This window comes from Legionella santicrucis (genome assembly GCF_001468135.1).
Taxonomy (GTDB): Bacteria; Pseudomonadota; Gammaproteobacteria; order Legionellales; family Legionellaceae; genus Legionella; species Legionella santicrucis.
Window position 1 is genome coordinate 1 of the sequence record NZ_LNYU01000032.1, and the last position, 19,371, is coordinate 19,371.

Here is a 19,371-nt window from a genome sequence, read left to right on the forward strand (position 1 = left end):
CTATCTGGAAAGGATGGTTCCGTTTACAAGAGCGAGTTGAAGGACTTAGGATAGCTACCAAATTGATGGAGATGTGATCAAGAGACAGGGAAATGGGGATGAGCCAATTTTACTTTTAATTTTTAAAAAAACCAAAGTACACCCAGAAGTACACCTAGCAGATTTTTTGAATTTTAAGGGGTTTAACTAAGAACATGCAACTTATTGATTTCAAATGGGATTTGATGGTCGGGACGGAAGGATTTGAACCTTCGACCACTAGCACCCCATGCTAGTGACAACCAATTTCATTTAATTTCAAACAAATTCAATTATAACCATAACATCCTTTTAAATAAAGGATTATTTGCATTTCAATATTTCAAATGATATAAATTGATTTCATACAAGCAAACAAAAAAGTGTAGCCAGAAGTGTAGCCAATTTCTGATATCCTAATAAGAGCATAATTATGGAAAAGTTTACTCATAACAAAATTGCAAATTTAAGTGCCGAAAAAAATCGTTACCATATTACTGAGGGTAATGGCTTTTGTTTAAGGGTTTCTCCTAAAGGTACGAAAACCTGGTTCTACCGTTATAAATTTGGCGGTAAAGAGAAATGGCTCACTATTGGTAATTTCCCAGTAATGGGTGTTGCTGAAGCTAGAAAAGCCTTTAATGATTTATGGGAGATAAGGCAGTCTGACCAAGACCCAGAAGACATTATCCAAAAAAAATTGCTCCAAAAAAATAATAATGTGAAAACGTTAATTTCTGATTGGTACAACAATTATATTGTTAAACACCGTAAGCAACCTCAACAGATTAAACAACAAATTGATGCTGACATTATCCCTCTATTAGGAACATTAGAAATTGAAAAAATACAGCCTCGAGACATAGCAAAGGCCTTGGATAATATAGTTCAAAGAGGCTCCCCTGTTCACGCCAATAAAGTGCTTAGTACCTTGAAACAAGTATTTAATTACGCGGTAAGTCGAGGAGAAATTACAATTAATCCAGCCATAAATATTCGAGCAAGAGACATAGGTGGAGTAGAAAAACCTCGTGATCGCAATCTCGATCTTGATGAAATAAAAAAAATATGGCTATTTTTGGATAGTGATAATCACTCGATGTCAATTCAGATTAAAAACGCCATTAAAATCATATTATTAACTGGTGCAAGGACTGGTGAACTAAGACTAGCAAAATGGTCTGAATTTAATTTCGAGAAATCTCTTTGGATTATTCCTCCCGAGAATAATAAAATCGGACTTAGCATGAAGATTCATCTGAGCGAGCTTACTAAAAAACTTCTGTTGGAAATAAAAGAAATCAGCTTATCTAATTTTGTTTTAGCTGGGGTCGATGATGATTCCCCACTAGGCGATAAATCGATATCTAAAGCTATTCAACGCATACAAAAACGAGTAGGTATCCCACAATGGACTGCCCATGATCTCAGACGCACTTTTGCCACTCAGCTTGGAGAAACATTGCGAATCGACCCAGTAGTTATAGAAAAATGTCTTGGACATAAAATGCCTAAGATCATGGCGACTTATAACAAAGACGAAATGCTGTACCAGCGCAAAGAGGCTTTAGATAAATGGAGTAGCCTGATAGAAGAACTAACAATAAACAAATTTGAATTTGTGCAACTATAGTGGTACAATTATAATGAATAGAGATATTGAATATATTGCCTATCAAGGCGAAAAGTTTACGATTGAATGGTACTTTGACGAAAAGAAGCATAGCCAATCTCAAGAATATTATTATTCTTTGAATAAAGACGAACGCATTCAGTTGTTGAAGCTATTAAAGAGAATGGGCGATGCCGGTATCATTCACGATAAAACCAAGTTTAGACATGAAGGAGACAAAATTTATGCCTTCAAACCTAAGCCAGATAGATTTTTATGTTTCTTTTTTGAAGACAGAAAAATAATTTTAACTAATGCCTTTAGGAAGAAGCAGGATAAGTTACCTTTAACCGAAAAGGAAAAAGCCTTAAAGGTTATGGATCAATATACCAGTAGAGTAAAAACAGGTGATTATTATGACTAAGAAACATTTATCTACTTTTGAACGAGAAATGCAGGACCCTCTTTTTCGTGAACAATTTGAAAAAGAATATGATGAGTTTCTATTATCTGAAATCATCAAAGCACTCATGAAGAATGGCAAAATGACCGTGAGAAAACTGGCCGAAAAAGCAGGGCTTTCTCCAACTGTAATTCAAAAAATTCGCTCCGGTGAGCAAGAAGATGTAAAGCTTAGTAACTTCCTCAACATCTCTCACACTTGCGGTTTTAAAGTCATTTTAGAAAAAGGGGATGATAAGTATTACTTATAAACCTTTAGAAATTAATCATTGTCTAAAGCAGTCATTGACCACTTCAGGCAATGAAAATGGATTTATCTGACATATTGATTAATCCAGTTATCAATCACGTCTTTATGCCAGGCTAAAGTTCTGCCATGTAATTTTACTGGCTTGGGAAATTTCCCTTCACTCCACCAACGGCGTAAAGTCAATCGGTCCTTTCCGATAATGACTTCTACGTCATTGATAAACAGAATCTGTTGTGTAAATAGATCATTAACTGGTTGCATCATTGATTCTCCAAATCCCTCTGTTATTTAAGTTGTAAACGAGCCTTCCATTCACCCTTGTGTTCCATATCAATGACTGTGATAAACAGCTTCAGCAAATTCAATTCAACCTTACTTTCTTTAGGTAAACGATTGTGCTGGTAGATTAACTGCAAATGAGCAATTGGGGAGTTTGATAAATTAGCGATTCGTTGTAGAGAATAATTGGTTGAATCCAGTAGATACTGAATAATACCCTTATAGATGGTGATTTTTTGATCGTAAAACATGCGATATACTCCTGTAAAACATGTGTAATAAAGTCCAAATCGCGCAAAATGAACATTAAGTATCATTTATCGAAACTAATATTAAAACGATATTAAAATAATTATCAATATGTATTTTTAAGAAATTTAAATTAAGATACGATATGATATTGAATGATACCGTTTTATATGATAATTTTTTTACGACGTTCGATTAAAAGGATAATTTTATGAGTAAGGGACCCTATCAATCGTTTGCAAATCGCTTGATCCATACCCTCAAAGATAAAGGACATACTGCATCTCGTTCACCTAATGGGATCTGTATTAAAGCCCTAGCAGAATTTACAGGTGCATCAGAACAAATCTGCCGTCGCTATATAAGAGGTGATGCTCTACCTGATTATGAGAAAGTTAAACAATTAGCTCATCATCTTCATGTAAACCCAGGCTGGCTATTATTTGGTGAGGAAGGACATGCAGCTCCTAAGAAAAATGAAGTCGATGAAACACTACTTCATTACATCTTGAAGCAAAGCCATCATTTATACCCTGTTTCTCATGGAAGTAATGACGATTACGCCGATTTTGTGTTAGGATTAATCAAAGAAGTACGTGCAATTGACACATCGGAAAATAATTTACTAAAAATCATTGACTTGGCCATTGGTTCCATTTCTTCCTACGAAGAACAAAGAAAAAAGCACAGTCATGCCGTTTAAGAAGTTTGTAGATATGGATGTAACAGCTGTTGAAGTAAGGCTTCACCCTAAAGCAAAAGATTTTCTCTTTGAACATTATATCACCATGCGAAAAGTGTTCTCTGACGTACTCGGGCAAGTAGAAACAGACTATGCTTCCATTGCCCTCATCAATCAAGCAGGACAGATCTTTTTCATGTCCTCCAACCCAGCTATAGAGCAAAATTTAATTGAGAAAAGTCTCTGGCTATTTGATGGTTGCTATCAACCAGAGTTCATCAGCCAGGATCAACCGAAATTATGGAGCGAACTTCCTCATATAGGCTGTATAGAAGCAATTACAAAATACAAACAGATAGAACCTGGACTCATCACAGGTATTTCCATCCCCACTGAATATGATTCTCATAGAGCAATCTTTTCATTTGGATTAAAACGAATAAATCCCTATATCCAAAACAAAAGCTCCATTCATTGCGAAAAACTGTTAGCCATGGGCAAGTTTGCGTTAAGGCAAATTCAAGAGTATTTAACTTTACCAGACAAACAGTCCTGCATGAAGACTAAGCCCAAACTCACATTAATCATCAACAATCAGGTGAACTATGAACACACTCCTGGATAAAAACGATCCTATTTTAAGACAAACCGCTGAGCCAATTAAAGAATCAGAATTTGGTAGCAGTTGGTTAAAAGAGCTGATTAAGACTATGTTCGGCATTATGGCTGACAAAGGTGCCGTAGGGGTAGCTGCTCCCCAAATTGGCATCAGCAAACGAGTTATTGTATTTGGTACTAATTATACCAAACGGAGAAAACCAGAATACCCGATCCCCGATACTGCATTAATTAATCCTGCATTAAAAATCCTGTCCCAAGAAATTCAAACTGGCTACGAGGGATGCCTTAATTGCGGTGAATTAATGGGAGAGGTTCCAAGAGCCATGGAAATTGAATATTCAGGCTTTGACATAGATGGAAATAGAATTACCAAAAAAGCTTCCGGCTTGGAAGCCCGTATTCTTCAGCATGAAATTGATCACCTGAATGGATTTTTATTTTTAGACCGAGTAGAAGATCAGGACTCACTAACCACTCTATCGGCAATGCAAAGTAAAGGATAATCCTATGAAGCATCAAACCCGAATCATACTGGCAGGCACACTAGGCAATTTAATAGAATCTTTTGATATGGCCATTTGCGGCCTACTCTCAGTCTACATTGCCAAATACCTAATTGGTGATGCTTCAAAGGGTTTATTTCTAGTATTTCTTACTTTCTTTGCTGGATATCTAGCCAGACCTATTGGGGCTATGATAATGGGCTTATTATCCGATATCTATGGCAGAAAAATTATCCTTGCAGCGTCCATCTTAACGATGGGCGTGTCAACAACCCTTATCGGGTTTATCCCCCCACACAGCACCATAGGTACTTTTTCTGTTATAACCTTATTAGTGTTAAGAGTTATTCAGAGCTTCTCCTGTGGTGCAGAATATCTAAATTCTTCAGCTTATCTGGTTGAAAATGCAGAAGCCTCCAAAAAAGGCTACTCGGGCAGCTGGGCTTCGTTTGGTGCCATGTCAGGAATGCTCGTAGCATCATTGGTAGCATTATTAGTTACTTATTTTACCAATCACTATCCTGAACACGATTGGCTAGTCTGGCGTGTACCTTTTGTCCTTGCACTACTAGGTTCTTCCATTGGCTTGTATATCCGGTTGTGTATTCCTGAGAGTATGGAGTACATCATGTACTATGCAGACAGGCCAAAACCTAAATTTAAGAGTCTACTTTCAGAATCAGTCAACTACATCAAGGACAATAAAATTCAATCTCTTTATGTATTTGTTTTAAGTTGCCTAGGAGTAACAACGACTTTCCAGATTTACATTTATGGTCCTATGCAAGCCCATTTATATAGTCATTTTCAGGATCATGAAATTATCCTATCAAATATACTTTCATTAATTGTTTTATTAGCTGTATTTCCTTTAGTTGGAAAACTATCTGATAAAATCAATCGAGAAAAAATTGTGATCTTTGCTAGTGTTGGTTTATTGATTCTTTCCCAGCCATTTTTTTATGTTTTATCGCACCATGATATTTATGAGCTCTTATTAGGACAAGCATTAATTGCAATTCCTGCTGGAGCTTATTATGCAACAGTACCGGTGATGTTAGCTGAAATGTTTCCGATTAAGTTACGATGCACTGTTTTATCAATTTTATATTCAACTGCTGCAAGTTTATCAGCTGGACTTGCTCCGTTAGTTTCTTTAATACTGGTTAAAAAAACAGGTATTGCATCATCGCCTTCTATATTAGTATTTACTTTGGTGGCTAGTGCTTTTATTACTATGTATGTGAAGCATTCTAATAATAGACAAAAATACTCTCAGTTACCTGCATAAAATAGTTTAACGATTACATATGCTAAATTTGCACACTCCCCCCATTATTTTTTATATTGGTACATTCATTGGTTAAAGCTGACAAAACCTATTATATTATTCAATCATCGCTTGGGTGGTGATATGAGCATGTTATAGATAAAATATACCCAAAATTAAGAGCCTACAAAGCCAAGACAGAGAGCACTGAATGAACTATATTCCAAGACGAATAGAAATTATTGATGATTCAGACAAGAAAAAAATTTGCTCTGATGCGGATTTTTTTGCTATGGATGGTCCTTTAATCCTACTAGGTGAGCCTGGCAGTGGGAAGTCTACTCTATTAAGAGAATTCAAAGAAAGAACAAATTCTATCTGTTATGATGCAGTATCCATAATGTTATCTCCAGCAATCGAAGCAGTTTCTAAGCCCTCTAAAATTATCATTGATGGAATTGATGAGGTAACAGTATATAAAAAAGAGCTTATATCCGATAATATTTTATCAAAAATCTCGCATCATCATAGCCCAAACTTTATATTGGCATGTCGCACTGCTGACTGGAAGGATGCGGTAAATAGTAAAATCATTCAAAACAGATGGAATAAAAAACCAATTCTTGGGCATTTATTATCCTTAAATGACCGAGAAATTATAGAGTTCATTAACAACGAAGGTAAAGAAATAGATGGTAACGACTTTTTTATAGAAGCTCAAAAACGAGGTGTTGTAGATTTACTAAGAAATCCTAATAATTTGTCATTATTTTTAAAAGCACATCAACAAAATGGTGGATGGCCGAGCTCTAAATTAGATTTGTATGAAAATGCTTGTTTGACTCTTCTTGAGGAACATAGTGAAATTCATGCATCTATTAAAACACCTCCAAATATCCATAAGCTAATTGAAACAGCTGGTTGTATTTGTGCTCAACTTTTGCTTTCAGGGAAAATAGGCGTATCTATTAATAATAAAGATTTATCTGCACCTAAAATTGAAGAATTTTTCGATGAGAATAGTTCTAATGAATTAATGCAACATATCTTATCAACAATGTTATTCCGTTCAGATTCTAATAATATTTTAGTGCCATGCCATAGAACAGTAGCAGAATTTTTAGCTGCAAAATGGCTCGGCAATAAGTTAAATAATAAATTATCTATACGACGTCTAGAAGCGTTGCTTTATGGTGATAGATATATAGTTCCTTCTGCTCTTAGAGGACTCCATGCTTGGCTTGCAGTTTTTTGTCAGCCAGAAAGGAATAGTTTTATTAACCGAGATCCTTACGGATTCTTAAAATATAGTGATCCCACAATTTTAACTACAGAACAGTTAAAATTTCTTCTGAAGTCTTTACAAAAAATTGCAAAGGACGATCCCTATTTCCGAGCCGAAGATTGGCATATCAGCGTGGGAGACGGTCTGTTAAGACCTGAGTTGCGAGACGATGTTTTAAGTATTTTACATACTAAAGATACGCCGTTTCAATTATCTTATTTAATTATTCAATCCATTGAACATACCGCATCTCCTAATTTTATTGATAGTATAAAAGATGAGCTCATATCTATTTTATTAGAACAAACTGTAACTCTTGTAGAAAGAGAAGCTGTTGTAACAGCTTTAAAAAAATGTACGATAGAACCCAATTGGATAATAATATCTGATAAATTACATCACCATGACGAAATTAATTCTCTATATCTCATTTTAGATATATTTAGAGTTGCTACCAAACTGTATAATTCAGACAAAATTTCAGAAATTTTCTTAGAAATATTAAAAAAATCAGCTGAAGATAAACAAATATCTTTGATAGCTTTAGGTTATAAATTATTCGAACAATTGTCTATTGAACAAATTGAAGGATGTATCCGATCTTTTCTGAAGGAATTAGGCTCAGCATCATCAGAAAAAAATGAAAAAATTCAAAACAAAATAAAGAGATTAGTATTACAGTTTACTCAAGAGAGAATGAAACGAATTTCTAAACCTGTACCTCAAGAATTATGGACTTGGTTAAGCATAATTGAAACAAATGCTTCTCGGCATCATAATGAGTATGATGAAATTACTAAATATTTATCTGAAAATACTGATTATCGTAGATCTCTTCAATCAGTTGCAATTAAAAGCTCAAAGCCAGATAAACTCTGGCTAATATTCTGTTTAAGTCATACATGGTTATGGGTAATAGAGGAAGACATAATATTTCATCTCGATAATATTATGGGACTGCATACGTCGGATAACGAATTAAAATGGAAAGAACTAGTTCGTTGGATATTTGCCTATCAGCCTTTTACTGGTGCTGCTTTGAAACATGCTCAGGATCAAGCCATTCTAAATATAAATTTAAAAAAACATATACATGATATAGAACTGCAAAGAGCTAATGGAAAAAAAGAAATTGAACAATATGAAAAAAAGCAAGCAGCTCATCGTAGTAGACAAAAGAAAAAAGTAATAGAAAGACACCAACAATATCATGAAATTAGAGATCAGTTAGTTTCAGGAAAACATATAAATGGCTTAAATCAAATAGCGAAAGCTTATTTAGGTTGGTTTAGTGATATTCAGGGAAATGAACCGAAAAAACGTGTAGTTGAACTTTTAGGTATAGAGCTCTTACCACTAGCAATAAATGGAATCTGTTCAGCTATTGAAGAAAATAACATACCAACCGTCCATGAGATAATACAACTACGTATTAATCAAAACTTGATTTCCCCCTTTGAGGCTATTCTTTTAGCATACTGCGATATTATTTTATCTCGCAATGAAAAGTTAGACGAAATTCCATTAAATATTGCTCATTCAGCTCTAGCTGCTTGTCATTGGGGAGCTAGCTTCAAAAGCAATGATATATCCTCTTCTGTACAAAAAGAGCTTGAATTTATTCTTTTCAAAGACTCATTGTCAAAAGAAAATTTTATTTATGAAACGATAGAACCTTATTTATATTCTGAAGAAAGATATGTTCCTGGATTATATCGAATTCAAACTGACAGTTTATTCCAGGATATAGCAGGAAAAGTAGCTTTAAAATGGCTTAATAATTACCAAAAATTAGCTTATGATAGCTTGAAAACAGTCCTTACCATAGCTATTTGTTACTCACCTAATGATGTTATTAAGTTAATTCGAGAACAAATTAGTAAGCAAGAATTTGATAAATGCCCTCAACGGGATATTTGGATAAGCACTTGTTTTCTTCTGGACTTTGAATCTCATTTTGAAATACTCAATCAATATACTTCAGAAGATAAAATAAGTATTTGGGTATTAAGTGAGTTTATCTTCGTTGATAAGAAAATTTCAACTTATTGGCCAAAGATGAATGCACAGCAATTATATTTTTTTATTTTGAAATTTGGTTCAATATGGCCACCGGTGCCATACCCCACTGGCAGTTGGGAAGGAAATCAACATCCGTGGGATGCATCCAGACTTATTAAAGGATGTATAACTGAACTTTCTTTAATTACAACGCAAGAAGCACAAGATTTAATTTCTGATCTCATTAACAAAAACGATTTATGTCAATATTGCGATGAACTTAAACATGCGTTAACTGAGAATAAAAAGCATAAATCAGAAAGCTATAAAAAATATTTTTCATTACAAGATGTACAAAATATCTTACTGAGCAAAGAACCCACCGGACACAAGGATTTACAAGCCTTACTAATTGACCAATTAGAAATATTACAGTTAAGACTCAAAGGTAGTGAAACAAGTGATTTTAAATTTTATTGGGATAACGAAAACCCACATAAAGAAAATTATTGTCGTGATCTAATAGCATCAGCACTAACACCGCATCTTGAAAAATATAATGCACGCGCGCACGTAGAGGGCGCTAGATCTGATGATAAACGATGTGATCTTCTTAGTACTTATAATTTATTAGATGTGCCAATAGAAATAAAAGGTCAATGGCATACTGATCTATGGTCTGCCGCAATAGATCAACTACAAAATTATTCAACAGATTATCATGCCAACGGATTTGGTGTTTATTTAGTATTATGGTTTGGAAATAAAACCACATCTAAACTCCCAAAAGCTTGGAAAAGAAAACGTCCTCAATCTCTACAAGAAATGAAAAATAAACTCAATGAATGTTATAAAGATATTTCTGATAAAACTAAAATATTTGTTCTTGATCTTTCAAAATAAGCTCTTGTGAAAACATTTACTCGTATTTTGTGTTGGCAATTATGCTCTTTTCAACTCGTTCACCTAATGGGTCATCTGTCAAACAAAGCAACCAAGAAGCCGCAACCTGCAATTCCTTAGACAAGCTCTTAGCCTCTTCCGGCCCAGGACTCCTGGTTCCCTGCTCCCAATTCCCAATCCTGGCAGCCCCAAATCCTGTCCTATCAGCCAAAACTTTAATCGTCAATCCATTCGCCCTTCTTGCCTGTGCAATCCTACTGCCAATAATTTTTTTCATGTTCATTTAGGTTCATTTGCTATCAAACGGAAATACCCCATTGACACTAAAAAGTGCTTATTTACAATGGGTTATCAACAACACACTTCGTGTTATTGATTGATACTAATTGAAATCATTTGATAGTGCAAGCGCTGTTTTTTGATGGTGCTTTTGAAGGGATGAAATAGAAAAATGGGATTTTTGTTTGTTAATACCGATGAATTATCAGCTCTGATGGGGTTACCTTATATCCAGCAATCAGCCTATTTGCTGGGGATTCGTCCGTATATGGACCGTAATACCTTTCTGGTAGGTGTTAAGCGTAAAATCAGCTATCAACAGCTTGCTGAAGCCCTCTATGTTGAACCCCACCAAGGTTTTGAACATTCAGGTAGCCCTAGTCGTCCGCAATTACGCCGTATCATCTATGCGCTTGAGCGCGCTGGGTTAGTGGAGATCAAATCTATTGGTAAACAACTCATTTTAAAATGCTTATTAGCCAATTCGGATTTGTCTGTTCAGAATAAACCCGACACAAACCCGACACTTCAACCCAGCACAAACCCGAACGATAAAAATAATATTAAATCATCAAGTTACGACAAAAAATATCAAAAACCCAACACAGCGCAAAACACAAAACCCGACACACCTCATAACTCCAAAGATCGTTTTATTTTTTTACAGCAGCAATTTGAAAAATTTTGGTCTCTTTATCCTTTAAAACAAGACCGAACTAAAGCCTGGCGTGAGTTTGGTTATCTGCAACCAGATGAACAGTTGATTGAACAAATACTAACAGGCTTGCAAGCCCAAATTAATAACCGTGAGGAAATGGAGTTTTTCGGCGAGTGGCTGCCGAACTGGAAATACCCAGCCACCTGGCTTTCACGCAAATGTTGGAACGATGAATTACTTACCTTAAAAACCCAAGAGGAGCAGCAAAATGAAGCCAATCAAGCGCGTTCTCGAAAAAAATCAGCAACAGATATCCTTACTGAATCCTGCAAAGATGCAAACTTCGATTTCGACTTTGATGAACCCCCAGAGTCAGGAAGCAATGTCCTCTCATTCGACAACTCCAGAGTACGATAAGAGAATGGATACACTGTTTATGCGCCTTGCAGCAATTTATGGCTATCTGTGGGTCTCAACTTACAGCAACACTAATTTTCTCGAGATCTCAAAACGTGAATGGTCAGAAGGCTTGAAAGAATTTGACAATCAAGTGTTGAAACTTGCTTTAGAACAAATAAAGAAAAAGCTGGCTGTTCCTCCTTGTCTGCCGATTTTTTATGAGTACTGCACCAACATCCAAAAAGGCATCCAAGCCCGTCAAGAAGTGTTAAAACAAAAAACTGAACCGCATATCCCTACCGATCCCAAAATCGTCCAACTTCATATCGACCAAATGAAAGACTACCTCTTCAAAGAAGCTAAGGAGAAAACATCATGCTAATTCTAATCCGTCGTATGGGCGAAGCAATTTACATTGATAAAGGCAGAATCAAAGTACTTCTTATCTCTGAAAAGGAAGGACTAATCAAATTAGGTATAGATGCTCCCAAACATATTGATGTTGAACGTAAAGAGGTCTTTATCCAAAAAGCAATGGAACAACATGCCCTGGCTCAAAAATTAAGGGATAAATCCACAGAATCAGGAGGCAATCATGCTTAGAAAATTTCTGCTTTGTAGTTTTGTTTTATGTAGCCTAAATGCTCAGGCAGCTAATATAACCCAAGTCGGTCGCTATGCCACGCTCAACAATCAACCTTTGGCAGCTCAGATAAATCCATTGAAAACTGTTCAACAGATTCATTTTCCTGCATCCATACAAACTATAGGAGAAGCAGTGAATTACTGGCTTCGTTATTCAGGGTATCACCTTGCTCCAAAAGAAAAACAAAGCGAAAGCCTACAACAAGTATTTCAACAACCACTACCACAGGTTAGTAGAAATTTAGGACCTTTAACGATTACCGATGGATTGACGGTATTGGTCGGTCAGCATCTATTCAATCTCAAGCAGGATGACCTGTTAAGAGAAATCAATTTTAGTCTGATAGCAAGGAGAGCAGGATGAAAAAGTATTTTGATGCCAAATGGCTTAGTCTTCTTTTGTTAAACGGATTGTTGGTCGTATTCATTTGTTTAAAAAGCCAACCCTCTATTGAGAACAATAAATTTAATACGCTGGATGAGCGATTAACCACTATACAAAAACAACTCAATCAACCTGTTGAACAACCGGATTTATCGCCTATTACCAAAAACATAAAACAATTGGGAGCGTTCATTCAACAAATACAAAATAAAGATGAACACCAATTAGGTGAAATGTTTACAACTGAACAAATCGCAATTAAGAAACAGCTTGAAGGCATTACTGATTTATTACGCCATCTGGATGAGAAAAAGCAACCTGTCAAAATGCTTCCTGCAAATCAACTACCGTTTAAAGTATTAAGCATAGACAGTATCCAAGAAGTTTCTGTTGCCTCTGTTTCCTACCACTACAAAACCCAAGCGTTGGAAAAAGGCGATTCCTTGGCAGGATGGACTGTCTTTGAGATCGACTTTGCGAAGCAAACCATAGAATTTGAAAATGCTGACAATGCGCATCTGCTGGTTCATCTAAGTCAACAAGAGGTGAGCCATGCTTAAGCTGTCCACACTGGCAATCGGGTTACTCCTGGGTCAACAGGCAATTGCCGGTTTGTATATCCCAGGTATTGCCACACCACCTATGCTCAGTGCTGATAATGCGTTGACGAAAGCAGGTCTGGCCGAATTTCATGATGAAGTTATTGAAGACAAAGATTTTCAACTTAACGACTTACAAAAACAGGAAGCCAAAGCATGGGGATTAAGTGAGGCAGAAGAAAAACGCTATCTGCAATTAATACAAAGCAGAAGTGGTATTTACTACAAAGACCTACGTATGACACCCGTTGATATTCTTGGACTAAATGCCAAGAATGACGCTGAACGAGCTCATTTCGCCGAACTTGCTGCCCTTCAAGAAGCCCAAAAGGTCGCGCAAAACATAGCCTGGAATAATGCCTTTTACAAAGCCTATAACCAACTGTTTAAAGATGTGCCTGTAGTCGGTGATTTTGATCCATCTCCTTACTCTCCCTATGCACATCAACCCATTCAATTAAAAGAAAGTGAAACGCTCTATTTCTTTATAAGAGCCGATGACGCTGTAACCACCATTGTACTGCAACTGGTCGATGCTATTAGCCGTACACCAAACACCAAGCTCAATCTTCTCTTTCTGGATATGGACAATAGCGCTATCCAACTTTGGGCTAACAGACATCAAATCCCTATCCATTTGGTGACCAGTCAACAAATCACCTTGAACCCAGGTAGCCAACAGTATGAGGGCTTAAAACTCGACAAGAAACAAACACCCTTGCTCTTACTGGCAAAAGGCAAAACTTCGCAAGTCGTCGATTTAGGGAGATTTTAATGATTAGGATTTTGCTCTTGCTGTTGGTCGCTTTAAATGTTCATAGCATGAATGTGATTCCTTTAACGCTGTCACAAAGTGATGCGTCATTAAGACTTAATCTGTCTAGCCCTATTGGCGTACCAGCAAAGAGCAAAGCCACTGTTGGCAAAGTAAGCCGCAAAAAATTGGATACCAATCTGTTAAACATGGCTCTATTTGTCATAGGCGCGGATAGAGAATCCATCAAATGGTTAGAACAACATCAAGAGCAATTAAAATCCATGCAAGCCACTGGGTTCATCACCAATGTGAATGACTTTGAAACCATTGTAGCTCTGCAAGAAAAGTTTAAATTGCCACTATTACCCGTCAATGTTGATCCATTGCTGAATTACATCCGTGAACAACATTACCCCTTAATCATTGCTGAGGGGGCTGTATGGCAGTAAAACAATATTCCAGACAAATGACTATGCAGCTGACTTTAGTTCTTTTCTTGGGTTGGTTAGCGTTGATTATCTGGGCTGTAAGTCAATGGATGCTTCATGGCTATCCATTTGCCTTTGATAAGGTCAATGTCCTTGTAAATACTCAACGAGAAGCCATCACCCCTGTTTATCAAGGTTCACTATTGGCAGCCCTACCCTTAGATGCCAAACCTAGCTGGACGCTGACTATTCCCTATTTAAACAAATTAGCGATTAATGAATTTGCAGCAGACTTACTCGAAAAATCACAACAGTTTTTCCAGCTGGTTTTATTAAGCAGTCAATGTCTATTAATCAAACTTATTATTTTATTCGCTGCCATGCCTTTATTTGCCCTGACTATGGTTGCAGGTCTAGTTGATGGTCTTAACCAAAGAGCAATACGCACCGCTTGCTTAGGCCGTGAATCCTCTTATTTATTCCACAGACTTAACCACTATTTAAAAAAGGGACTTGTGATTTTACTCATGCTCTGGCTTGCCCTGCCTGTCAGCATCACCCCTGCTTATGTCTTTGTTCCTATCAGTTTATTGATGGGATTAATGGTGGCCATGACGGCCAGTCGCTTTAAAAAGTATTTATAGGGAGAAACCATGAAACGATTGCTTTGTTTGACCTTAATGATGATAAGCCTACACAGCTGGGCGAATAACCCTGATTTAAATGAAACGCTGGTGCGCATCATTAACCAGATTAACGCCATCATGCCCCTGCTTGATGAAGCACAAACACAGATAACCCCCAATACCCGTATCCAATTACAAATTGAAGGATTTGAAGATGTCCAAGGCCAATATCATGCAGGTTTAAGAGAAGATTTACTGAATATTCGCAATGGCCTGATTGATTACATCAATCAACCAATCATTGCACCACGCAAGATCAAGGCCTTGGAAATGGACTTTGTGAGGAAACCCTAATGAGTAAAGACGAAATAGCCAGAATGTTTGCTACCACCTTTAAACAAGCAAGCAATAACATATCGGCACAAGTCTTTTCCGGCAGTATCCGCTTTATTGCCATAGCCCTGGTGATATTAGCGGTGATGTGGTCTGTCAACCACATGATGGACGCAGAGGAAAAACAACAACATGGATACTTACTGCGTCTGGGTTCTCGGCTCATCAGATTAGTGATTGGTCTGATGATCTTCATTTTAGTTTTATTTGTTAAGGAGACAACATGAAAACAATGCTTCGCTCAATCTGCCTTGGAGTAGTAAATATCTTATATGCCCCTGTGCTATTGGCAGATAACTGGTTCCCTAAAATTTCCGACGCGGACAACATCGGGGACGGCTCTAAAAGCATGATGACCGTGACAGGGAATTACGTCAAACAAGGTCTGGGTTTATTGCTCTTCATTACCGCTGTTGTGACCTTTATTAAATTCATTACCACGGTACAACACGGTATTGAAGAGTCTAAAAAGAACGAAGGATCCATGGTGGCCTTCGGTACTTTTGCCGTAATGGGCATCACCTATTTAGCCATTAGCATTGCTTCTGGTTATGTGGGTTACACCATGATTACCAAGTTCAAAATATAGGAGGTGAAATATGAGTCAGCCTTCTTCGCGCCATCTGTCACACGACTTCCCAGCCTGGAAAGGTTTAAGTCTTCGTGAATTATTTTGGATTGTTATCACCACAACCCCAGCAACTACCCTGTTCTTCGTTCTCTTAGGAGCAATGGTTGAGTTTCCGCTGGCCTCTGGCTGCATCGGTTTTGTGATTGGATTCATTCTGTCTATTACTGTGTGGCCTAAAGGAGTTTCCCGCATCAAAGCAGGTAAGCCCTATGGTTATGTGATGAAGAAAACGATTCAGTGGATGGTGCGATTAAGGCTCAAACATTCACCTTGGATTCATTACCAGGGAACTTGGCAAAAGAATAAATCTGTTGGAGAGCCGCATGTTTAACTACTGGAAAAAAATCGACAGCCTACAACATCACAATCGTTTATTACTGGCTTTTATCGGTGTGTTATCAATCATCATCTTAGCATTAATTATTAACCTGATGACCATGCCCAAACGCTATGAATTCTGGCTTAGTCCTAATATGGCTGCTAATGGCGGTTTAATGAAGGCAAGCGAAATACCGAATGAATACGTGCAAGGATATGTGACTTCCTTAATGCCGACACTCTACAGCTGGTCTAATAAAGGCAAAGAAGAATTCAACCAAAACATTAAAGCCTTTCATTATTACTTCACATCACGGCATGAGCAGTTACTTCGTGAAACCCTGGCAGCTTATAAAAACGCTCAACTCTTTGACCGCACTCAAGTAGCAAGTCTCTATCGCTTTATGGAACCGCAAGACATTAAAAAAATTGGTCCCGATACCTGGGAAGTCAAGCTGATACTACGCATTACGCAAAGGCTCAAAGACAACTCTGCCATGGTCATTGCTGACAAAGTAGTGGCTTATCATCTTCGTGTGGTCAAGCTCAACCTGTCGCGTCTTCACAACCCTTTTCAATTAGCTCTGGATGGCTATACCCGTCCTGAAGAACGTTTACAAGATTTACTGGTCGACACGGAGGAACACCATGAAACTCATTAAAATTAGCTTATTCGCTCTGTGCTTTGCTGTGATGCACCTAAGCCATGCCCTGCAAAGTGAACACCTGGTTTGGGAAAAAGTTCCTTTAACAATTGAATTACCGATCAATAAAGAGCGGTTAGTCCAGTTTCCCCAAGCCATTAAGGTGATTGATCAACAACTCAGTGCCAGCCTCGATATTCTGAAAGTCAAAGGTAGCTTGTATCTTAAAGCCAAAGAATCATTCAAAGATTCTCGCTTGATTGTCCAGTTATTGCCTGAAGGCGAAGTGGTTATTCTTAATCTTAATGCCAATGAGAAAGCAATCAACACCACGCCGATTGAGATTCTGATAGATGATCCCAAAATCAACCTTAATGCAGGAGCCAGTCAATATGAATACAACGCTATTCAATTAACCCGTTTTGCCATTCAAGCCTTGTATTCGCCTGAACGGGTCAGAGAAATTCCAGAGGGAATTTACCGCTCACCTATGCAAACCAATAAAACCATCCCTTTGTTTTATGGTGCAAGCATTGAAGCTCATCCTCTGGCTTCATGGCGTGGCGGCAATCTTTACGTCACCGCAGTCGATTTAAAAAATTTGCTGAATCAACCTGTAAAGCTGCAATTCACCAAGCTGATGGGGCATTGGCAAACCGCCAGTTTTTACCCAAAAAGCGAACTGCCACCACGCAATCAACACGAAAGCACTACTGTCTTTTTAATCTCTGATCAACCTTTTGCAACAGCACTCATCCAACATGCGAGGTACAGCCGATGAATAAAAACAATGGCATTAAAATTCTGGCAGGCTCGGTGTTTTTTGCGGTCATTATGATTCTTATTAATAGCCGTCATAGCGCACCGGTTAACAACAACACGCCCAATCCTAATAATTTTGGCGAAGCTATAGCAAGCCAATTCAATGACAATATTCGTGATGTTTCCGCACGATTATTAGAAACAGAAAAGAAATTAGATCAAATGCACAAAGAGAATAAATCGCTGCAAAAACAATTAAAACAACCCAAACAAGAAACAAGTTTTGCACTGCAAGATGAACTGAATGCATTAAAGGAAAAATTTGCGTCACTCACTGAACATCAAACGCAATCCTACCCCATGGAAGGCAATCAAGCGCCTGTATCCGGTCAAATTAAAGATCTGGATACCTTGCTGGATAAAGCACCGAAAGAAGGCAAAATTTTCCCTGAACATGACACATCAACTAAGGAAGAAGCACCCACTAAAACGCCTTTTTATACTATTCCAGCTGGCAGCGATTTCAGCAAAATCACGCTCTTATCAGCTTTAATCGGCGAAGTTCCTGTTGAGGGCAAACTCATGCAGCCTTTATTTCCCTTCACAGCAATGGTCAGTCGAGGGGATTTAATGACAGCCAATGGGATGCAACTACCCGAAGAAATCACTGGTATGAAAATCAGCGGTTATTCGATTGGCGTTGGTTCCTTTCTCGATAACATCAGCTGTGTTCGCGCCTATGTCACCTCAGCCCTATTTGTCTTTGAGGATGGACATTTTGTGAATGTCGGCCAAGAACAAATGAAAAGCTCCGCAGAGCTGGTGAATAACGACAGCATTGGTTACCTGACCACGCAATTCGGTAATCCTTGTATCAAAGGACAGTACATCACCAATGCCCCCAGAGTATTAACAGCCTTCATGGCAGCTGGCGGTATTCAAGGTGCAGGAAATGCCCTATCTAAATGGCAAATGAGTTATCAGGCCGAGGGAGGTTCTGCCATTGCCACACCGACAGGCGACTTAGCGCACTTTGCTGCTGGGGGCGCAATCAACGAAGGCAGCCAAAAGATTACTGACTGGCTTGAGAAAAGAATCCAGGGCAGCTTCGATATGGTCTTTGTTCCTGCAAGTATCCGCGGCCATACAGGGTTTGTCCCTAATCAACTCAGTTTACATTTCAGCCAAACAATAGCCATTGATAAAGAACACCAAGGGAGGGTATTAGATTATGGTTACCATCAACAAAAAAACTTTGATAATGCTTTGCGCTAGTCTGGCATTAAGCGCTTGTTCCACTGCCAGGATGTCGCAAAACGCCATTCCTGAGCAGGGCTTAACAGTCAGCCAGTTGTATCAGCAGAGCCTGCAACAACCAATACAAAAGCCTGTTTACCAACAGATGCGTCTTGATGATTCGGGAGAAGAATTTAAGCAACTGCCTAACCCCGAAGTGCCTATCCATGTTTTTGCGCATGTGGCGCAATTGGGTGATGAACAAATCATCAAGCCTGCCTACACGACTCGCTTTTTCCTTTACAAGCAAAACCAATATGCCTTGGCATCAGAACTGTATTAAGGAGACATAATGAAACGATTATCTAACTGGTTGCTTGGGGAAATGAATCCCCAAGCCATAAAGGAACAAACCGTTAAAAAGCGTTACGCCAATCCTTTACCCTCTTTTGCCGATAGACTGGCTATTGTTGATT

At 37.9% G+C, this 19,371-nt stretch carries 27 protein-coding genes; 24 read left to right on the forward strand and 3 right to left on the reverse strand.

Going from position 1 to position 19,371, the window contains the following annotated elements; translation table 11 throughout:
• The first annotated feature begins 451 nt into the window (after window positions 1–451).
• From Lsan_RS07570 to Lsan_RS07580, 3 genes are read left to right on the forward strand one after another with little or no spacing between them, the layout of a single operon-like run.
• Entirely contained in the window at window positions 452–1,651 is a 1,200-nt protein-coding gene (locus tag Lsan_RS07570; RefSeq protein WP_010652890.1) for a tyrosine-type recombinase/integrase, read from the forward strand.
• A 13-nt stretch (window positions 1,652–1,664) separates the two neighbouring features.
• Window positions 1,665–2,054 (forward strand): type II toxin-antitoxin system RelE/ParE family toxin, encoded by a 390-nt coding sequence (locus Lsan_RS07575; RefSeq protein ID WP_010652889.1) that lies wholly within the window; start codon window positions 1,665–1,667, stop codon window positions 2,052–2,054.
• Window positions 2,047–2,343 carry an AsnC family protein gene (locus Lsan_RS07580; RefSeq protein WP_010652888.1) on the forward strand — a complete coding sequence of 99 codons (297 nt, stop codon included), beginning with the start codon at window positions 2,047–2,049 and terminating at the stop codon, window positions 2,341–2,343. The genes Lsan_RS07575 and Lsan_RS07580 overlap by 8 nt, the downstream gene beginning before the upstream one ends.
• A gap of 62 nt (window positions 2,344–2,405) precedes the next feature.
• Here the strand turns inward: Lsan_RS07580 and Lsan_RS07585 are convergent, their stop codons facing one another.
• Together Lsan_RS07585 and Lsan_RS07590 are read right to left on the reverse strand one after the other, a co-directional pair.
• Window positions 2,406–2,603 carry a helix-turn-helix transcriptional regulator gene (locus Lsan_RS07585; protein WP_010652887.1) on the reverse strand — a complete coding sequence of 66 codons (198 nt, stop codon included), beginning with the start codon at window positions 2,601–2,603 and terminating at the stop codon, window positions 2,406–2,408.
• Between the two features lie 23 nt (window positions 2,604–2,626).
• Window positions 2,627–2,872: a hypothetical protein gene (locus Lsan_RS07590; protein WP_010652886.1), complete on the reverse strand. Its 246-nt coding sequence runs from the start codon at window positions 2,870–2,872 to the stop codon at window positions 2,627–2,629.
• 209 nt (window positions 2,873–3,081) lie between these two features.
• On the opposite strand from Lsan_RS07590, the gene Lsan_RS07595 reads away from it, so the two are divergent.
• The 5 genes from Lsan_RS07595 to Lsan_RS07615 all read left to right on the forward strand — a co-directional run bounded on the left by Lsan_RS07595 (window position 3,082) and on the right by Lsan_RS07615 (window position 10,135).
• Window positions 3,082–3,573 carry a helix-turn-helix domain-containing protein gene (locus tag Lsan_RS07595; RefSeq protein WP_010652885.1) on the forward strand — a complete coding sequence of 164 codons (492 nt, stop codon included), beginning with the start codon at window positions 3,082–3,084 and terminating at the stop codon, window positions 3,571–3,573.
• Entirely contained in the window at window positions 3,563–4,177 is a 615-nt protein-coding gene (locus Lsan_RS07600; protein ID WP_028389628.1) for a hypothetical protein, read from the forward strand. The genes Lsan_RS07595 and Lsan_RS07600 overlap by 11 nt, the downstream gene beginning before the upstream one ends.
• Window positions 4,158–4,676, forward strand: coding sequence for a peptide deformylase (gene def, locus Lsan_RS07605; protein WP_010652883.1), 519 nt, complete (start codon window positions 4,158–4,160; stop codon window positions 4,674–4,676). Before Lsan_RS07600 ends, def begins: the two co-directional genes overlap by 20 nt.
• Before the next feature lie 4 nt (window positions 4,677–4,680).
• Window positions 4,681–5,967, forward strand: coding sequence for an MFS transporter (locus Lsan_RS07610; RefSeq protein ID WP_010652882.1), 1,287 nt, complete (start codon window positions 4,681–4,683; stop codon window positions 5,965–5,967).
• A 190-nt stretch (window positions 5,968–6,157) separates the two neighbouring features.
• Window positions 6,158–10,135, forward strand: coding sequence for an NACHT domain-containing protein (locus Lsan_RS07615; RefSeq protein WP_010652881.1), 3,978 nt, complete (start codon window positions 6,158–6,160; stop codon window positions 10,133–10,135).
• A gap of 16 nt (window positions 10,136–10,151) precedes the next feature.
• Here the strand turns inward: Lsan_RS07615 and Lsan_RS07620 are convergent, their stop codons facing one another.
• The gene (locus tag Lsan_RS07620) at window positions 10,152–10,418 is read right to left on the reverse strand and encodes a helix-turn-helix domain-containing protein (RefSeq protein ID WP_010652880.1); all 267 of its coding nucleotides are present in this window, start codon (window positions 10,416–10,418) and stop codon (window positions 10,152–10,154) included.
• A gap of 168 nt (window positions 10,419–10,586) precedes the next feature.
• Here Lsan_RS07620 and Lsan_RS07625 point away from each other — a divergent pair, with 168 nt between their 5' ends.
• Genes Lsan_RS07625 through Lsan_RS07700 form a run of 16 tightly spaced genes read left to right on the forward strand, consistent with a single transcriptional unit; the run spans window position 10,587 to window position 19,238 of the window.
• Window positions 10,587–11,489 carry a hypothetical protein gene (locus Lsan_RS07625; RefSeq protein WP_010652879.1) on the forward strand — a complete coding sequence of 301 codons (903 nt, stop codon included), beginning with the start codon at window positions 10,587–10,589 and terminating at the stop codon, window positions 11,487–11,489.
• A gap of 4 nt (window positions 11,490–11,493) precedes the next feature.
• Window positions 11,494–11,853 (forward strand): hypothetical protein, encoded by a 360-nt coding sequence (locus tag Lsan_RS07630; RefSeq protein WP_050801619.1) that lies wholly within the window; start codon window positions 11,494–11,496, stop codon window positions 11,851–11,853.
• Window positions 11,847–12,074, forward strand: coding sequence for a carbon storage regulator (locus Lsan_RS07635; RefSeq protein WP_010652877.1), 228 nt, complete (start codon window positions 11,847–11,849; stop codon window positions 12,072–12,074). Before Lsan_RS07630 ends, Lsan_RS07635 begins: the two co-directional genes overlap by 7 nt.
• The gene (gene pilL2, locus Lsan_RS07640; RefSeq protein WP_010652876.1) at window positions 12,067–12,480 is read left to right on the forward strand and encodes a PFGI-1 class ICE element type IV pilus protein PilL2; all 414 of its coding nucleotides are present in this window, start codon (window positions 12,067–12,069) and stop codon (window positions 12,478–12,480) included. Before Lsan_RS07635 ends, pilL2 begins: the two co-directional genes overlap by 8 nt.
• Window positions 12,477–13,061 carry a hypothetical protein gene (locus tag Lsan_RS07645; RefSeq protein ID WP_010652875.1) on the forward strand — a complete coding sequence of 195 codons (585 nt, stop codon included), beginning with the start codon at window positions 12,477–12,479 and terminating at the stop codon, window positions 13,059–13,061. Before pilL2 ends, Lsan_RS07645 begins: the two co-directional genes overlap by 4 nt.
• Window positions 13,054–13,875, forward strand: coding sequence for a TIGR03759 family integrating conjugative element protein (locus tag Lsan_RS07650; protein WP_010652874.1), 822 nt, complete (start codon window positions 13,054–13,056; stop codon window positions 13,873–13,875). Before Lsan_RS07645 ends, Lsan_RS07650 begins: the two co-directional genes overlap by 8 nt.
• Window positions 13,875–14,306, forward strand: coding sequence for an integrating conjugative element protein (locus Lsan_RS07655; protein ID WP_010652873.1), 432 nt, complete (start codon window positions 13,875–13,877; stop codon window positions 14,304–14,306). The genes Lsan_RS07650 and Lsan_RS07655 overlap by 1 nt, the downstream gene beginning before the upstream one ends.
• A complete protein-coding gene (locus tag Lsan_RS07660) occupies window positions 14,297–14,929 on the forward strand; it encodes a TIGR03747 family integrating conjugative element membrane protein (protein ID WP_010652872.1) in 633 nt (210 codons plus the stop codon). Before Lsan_RS07655 ends, Lsan_RS07660 begins: the two co-directional genes overlap by 10 nt.
• 9 nt (window positions 14,930–14,938) lie before the next feature.
• On the forward strand, window positions 14,939–15,265 hold the full coding sequence (locus Lsan_RS07665; protein WP_010652871.1) for an RAQPRD family integrative conjugative element protein: 327 nt from the start codon (window positions 14,939–14,941) through the stop codon (window positions 15,263–15,265).
• Window positions 15,265–15,531 (forward strand): hypothetical protein, encoded by a 267-nt coding sequence (locus Lsan_RS07670; RefSeq protein ID WP_010652870.1) that lies wholly within the window; start codon window positions 15,265–15,267, stop codon window positions 15,529–15,531. The genes Lsan_RS07665 and Lsan_RS07670 overlap by 1 nt, the downstream gene beginning before the upstream one ends.
• Window positions 15,528–15,893, forward strand: coding sequence for a hypothetical protein (locus Lsan_RS07675; RefSeq protein ID WP_010652869.1), 366 nt, complete (start codon window positions 15,528–15,530; stop codon window positions 15,891–15,893). The genes Lsan_RS07670 and Lsan_RS07675 overlap by 4 nt, the downstream gene beginning before the upstream one ends.
• Window positions 15,894–15,903: 10 nt before the next feature.
• The gene (locus Lsan_RS07680) at window positions 15,904–16,266 is read left to right on the forward strand and encodes a TIGR03750 family conjugal transfer protein (protein ID WP_010652868.1); all 363 of its coding nucleotides are present in this window, start codon (window positions 15,904–15,906) and stop codon (window positions 16,264–16,266) included.
• Window positions 16,259–16,915: a DUF2895 family protein gene (locus Lsan_RS07685; RefSeq protein WP_010652867.1), complete on the forward strand. Its 657-nt coding sequence runs from the start codon at window positions 16,259–16,261 to the stop codon at window positions 16,913–16,915. The genes Lsan_RS07680 and Lsan_RS07685 overlap by 8 nt, the downstream gene beginning before the upstream one ends.
• Complete coding sequence (locus tag Lsan_RS07690) at window positions 16,902–17,678, forward strand: TIGR03749 family integrating conjugative element protein (RefSeq protein WP_010652866.1); 777 nt, start codon at window positions 16,902–16,904, stop codon at window positions 17,676–17,678. Before Lsan_RS07685 ends, Lsan_RS07690 begins: the two co-directional genes overlap by 14 nt.
• On the forward strand, window positions 17,675–18,934 hold the full coding sequence (locus Lsan_RS07695; protein WP_010652865.1) for a TIGR03752 family integrating conjugative element protein: 1,260 nt from the start codon (window positions 17,675–17,677) through the stop codon (window positions 18,932–18,934). Before Lsan_RS07690 ends, Lsan_RS07695 begins: the two co-directional genes overlap by 4 nt.
• Window positions 18,891–19,238: a hypothetical protein gene (locus Lsan_RS07700; protein ID WP_010652864.1), complete on the forward strand. Its 348-nt coding sequence runs from the start codon at window positions 18,891–18,893 to the stop codon at window positions 19,236–19,238. Before Lsan_RS07695 ends, Lsan_RS07700 begins: the two co-directional genes overlap by 44 nt.
• Window positions 19,239–19,371 lie beyond the last annotated feature (133 nt).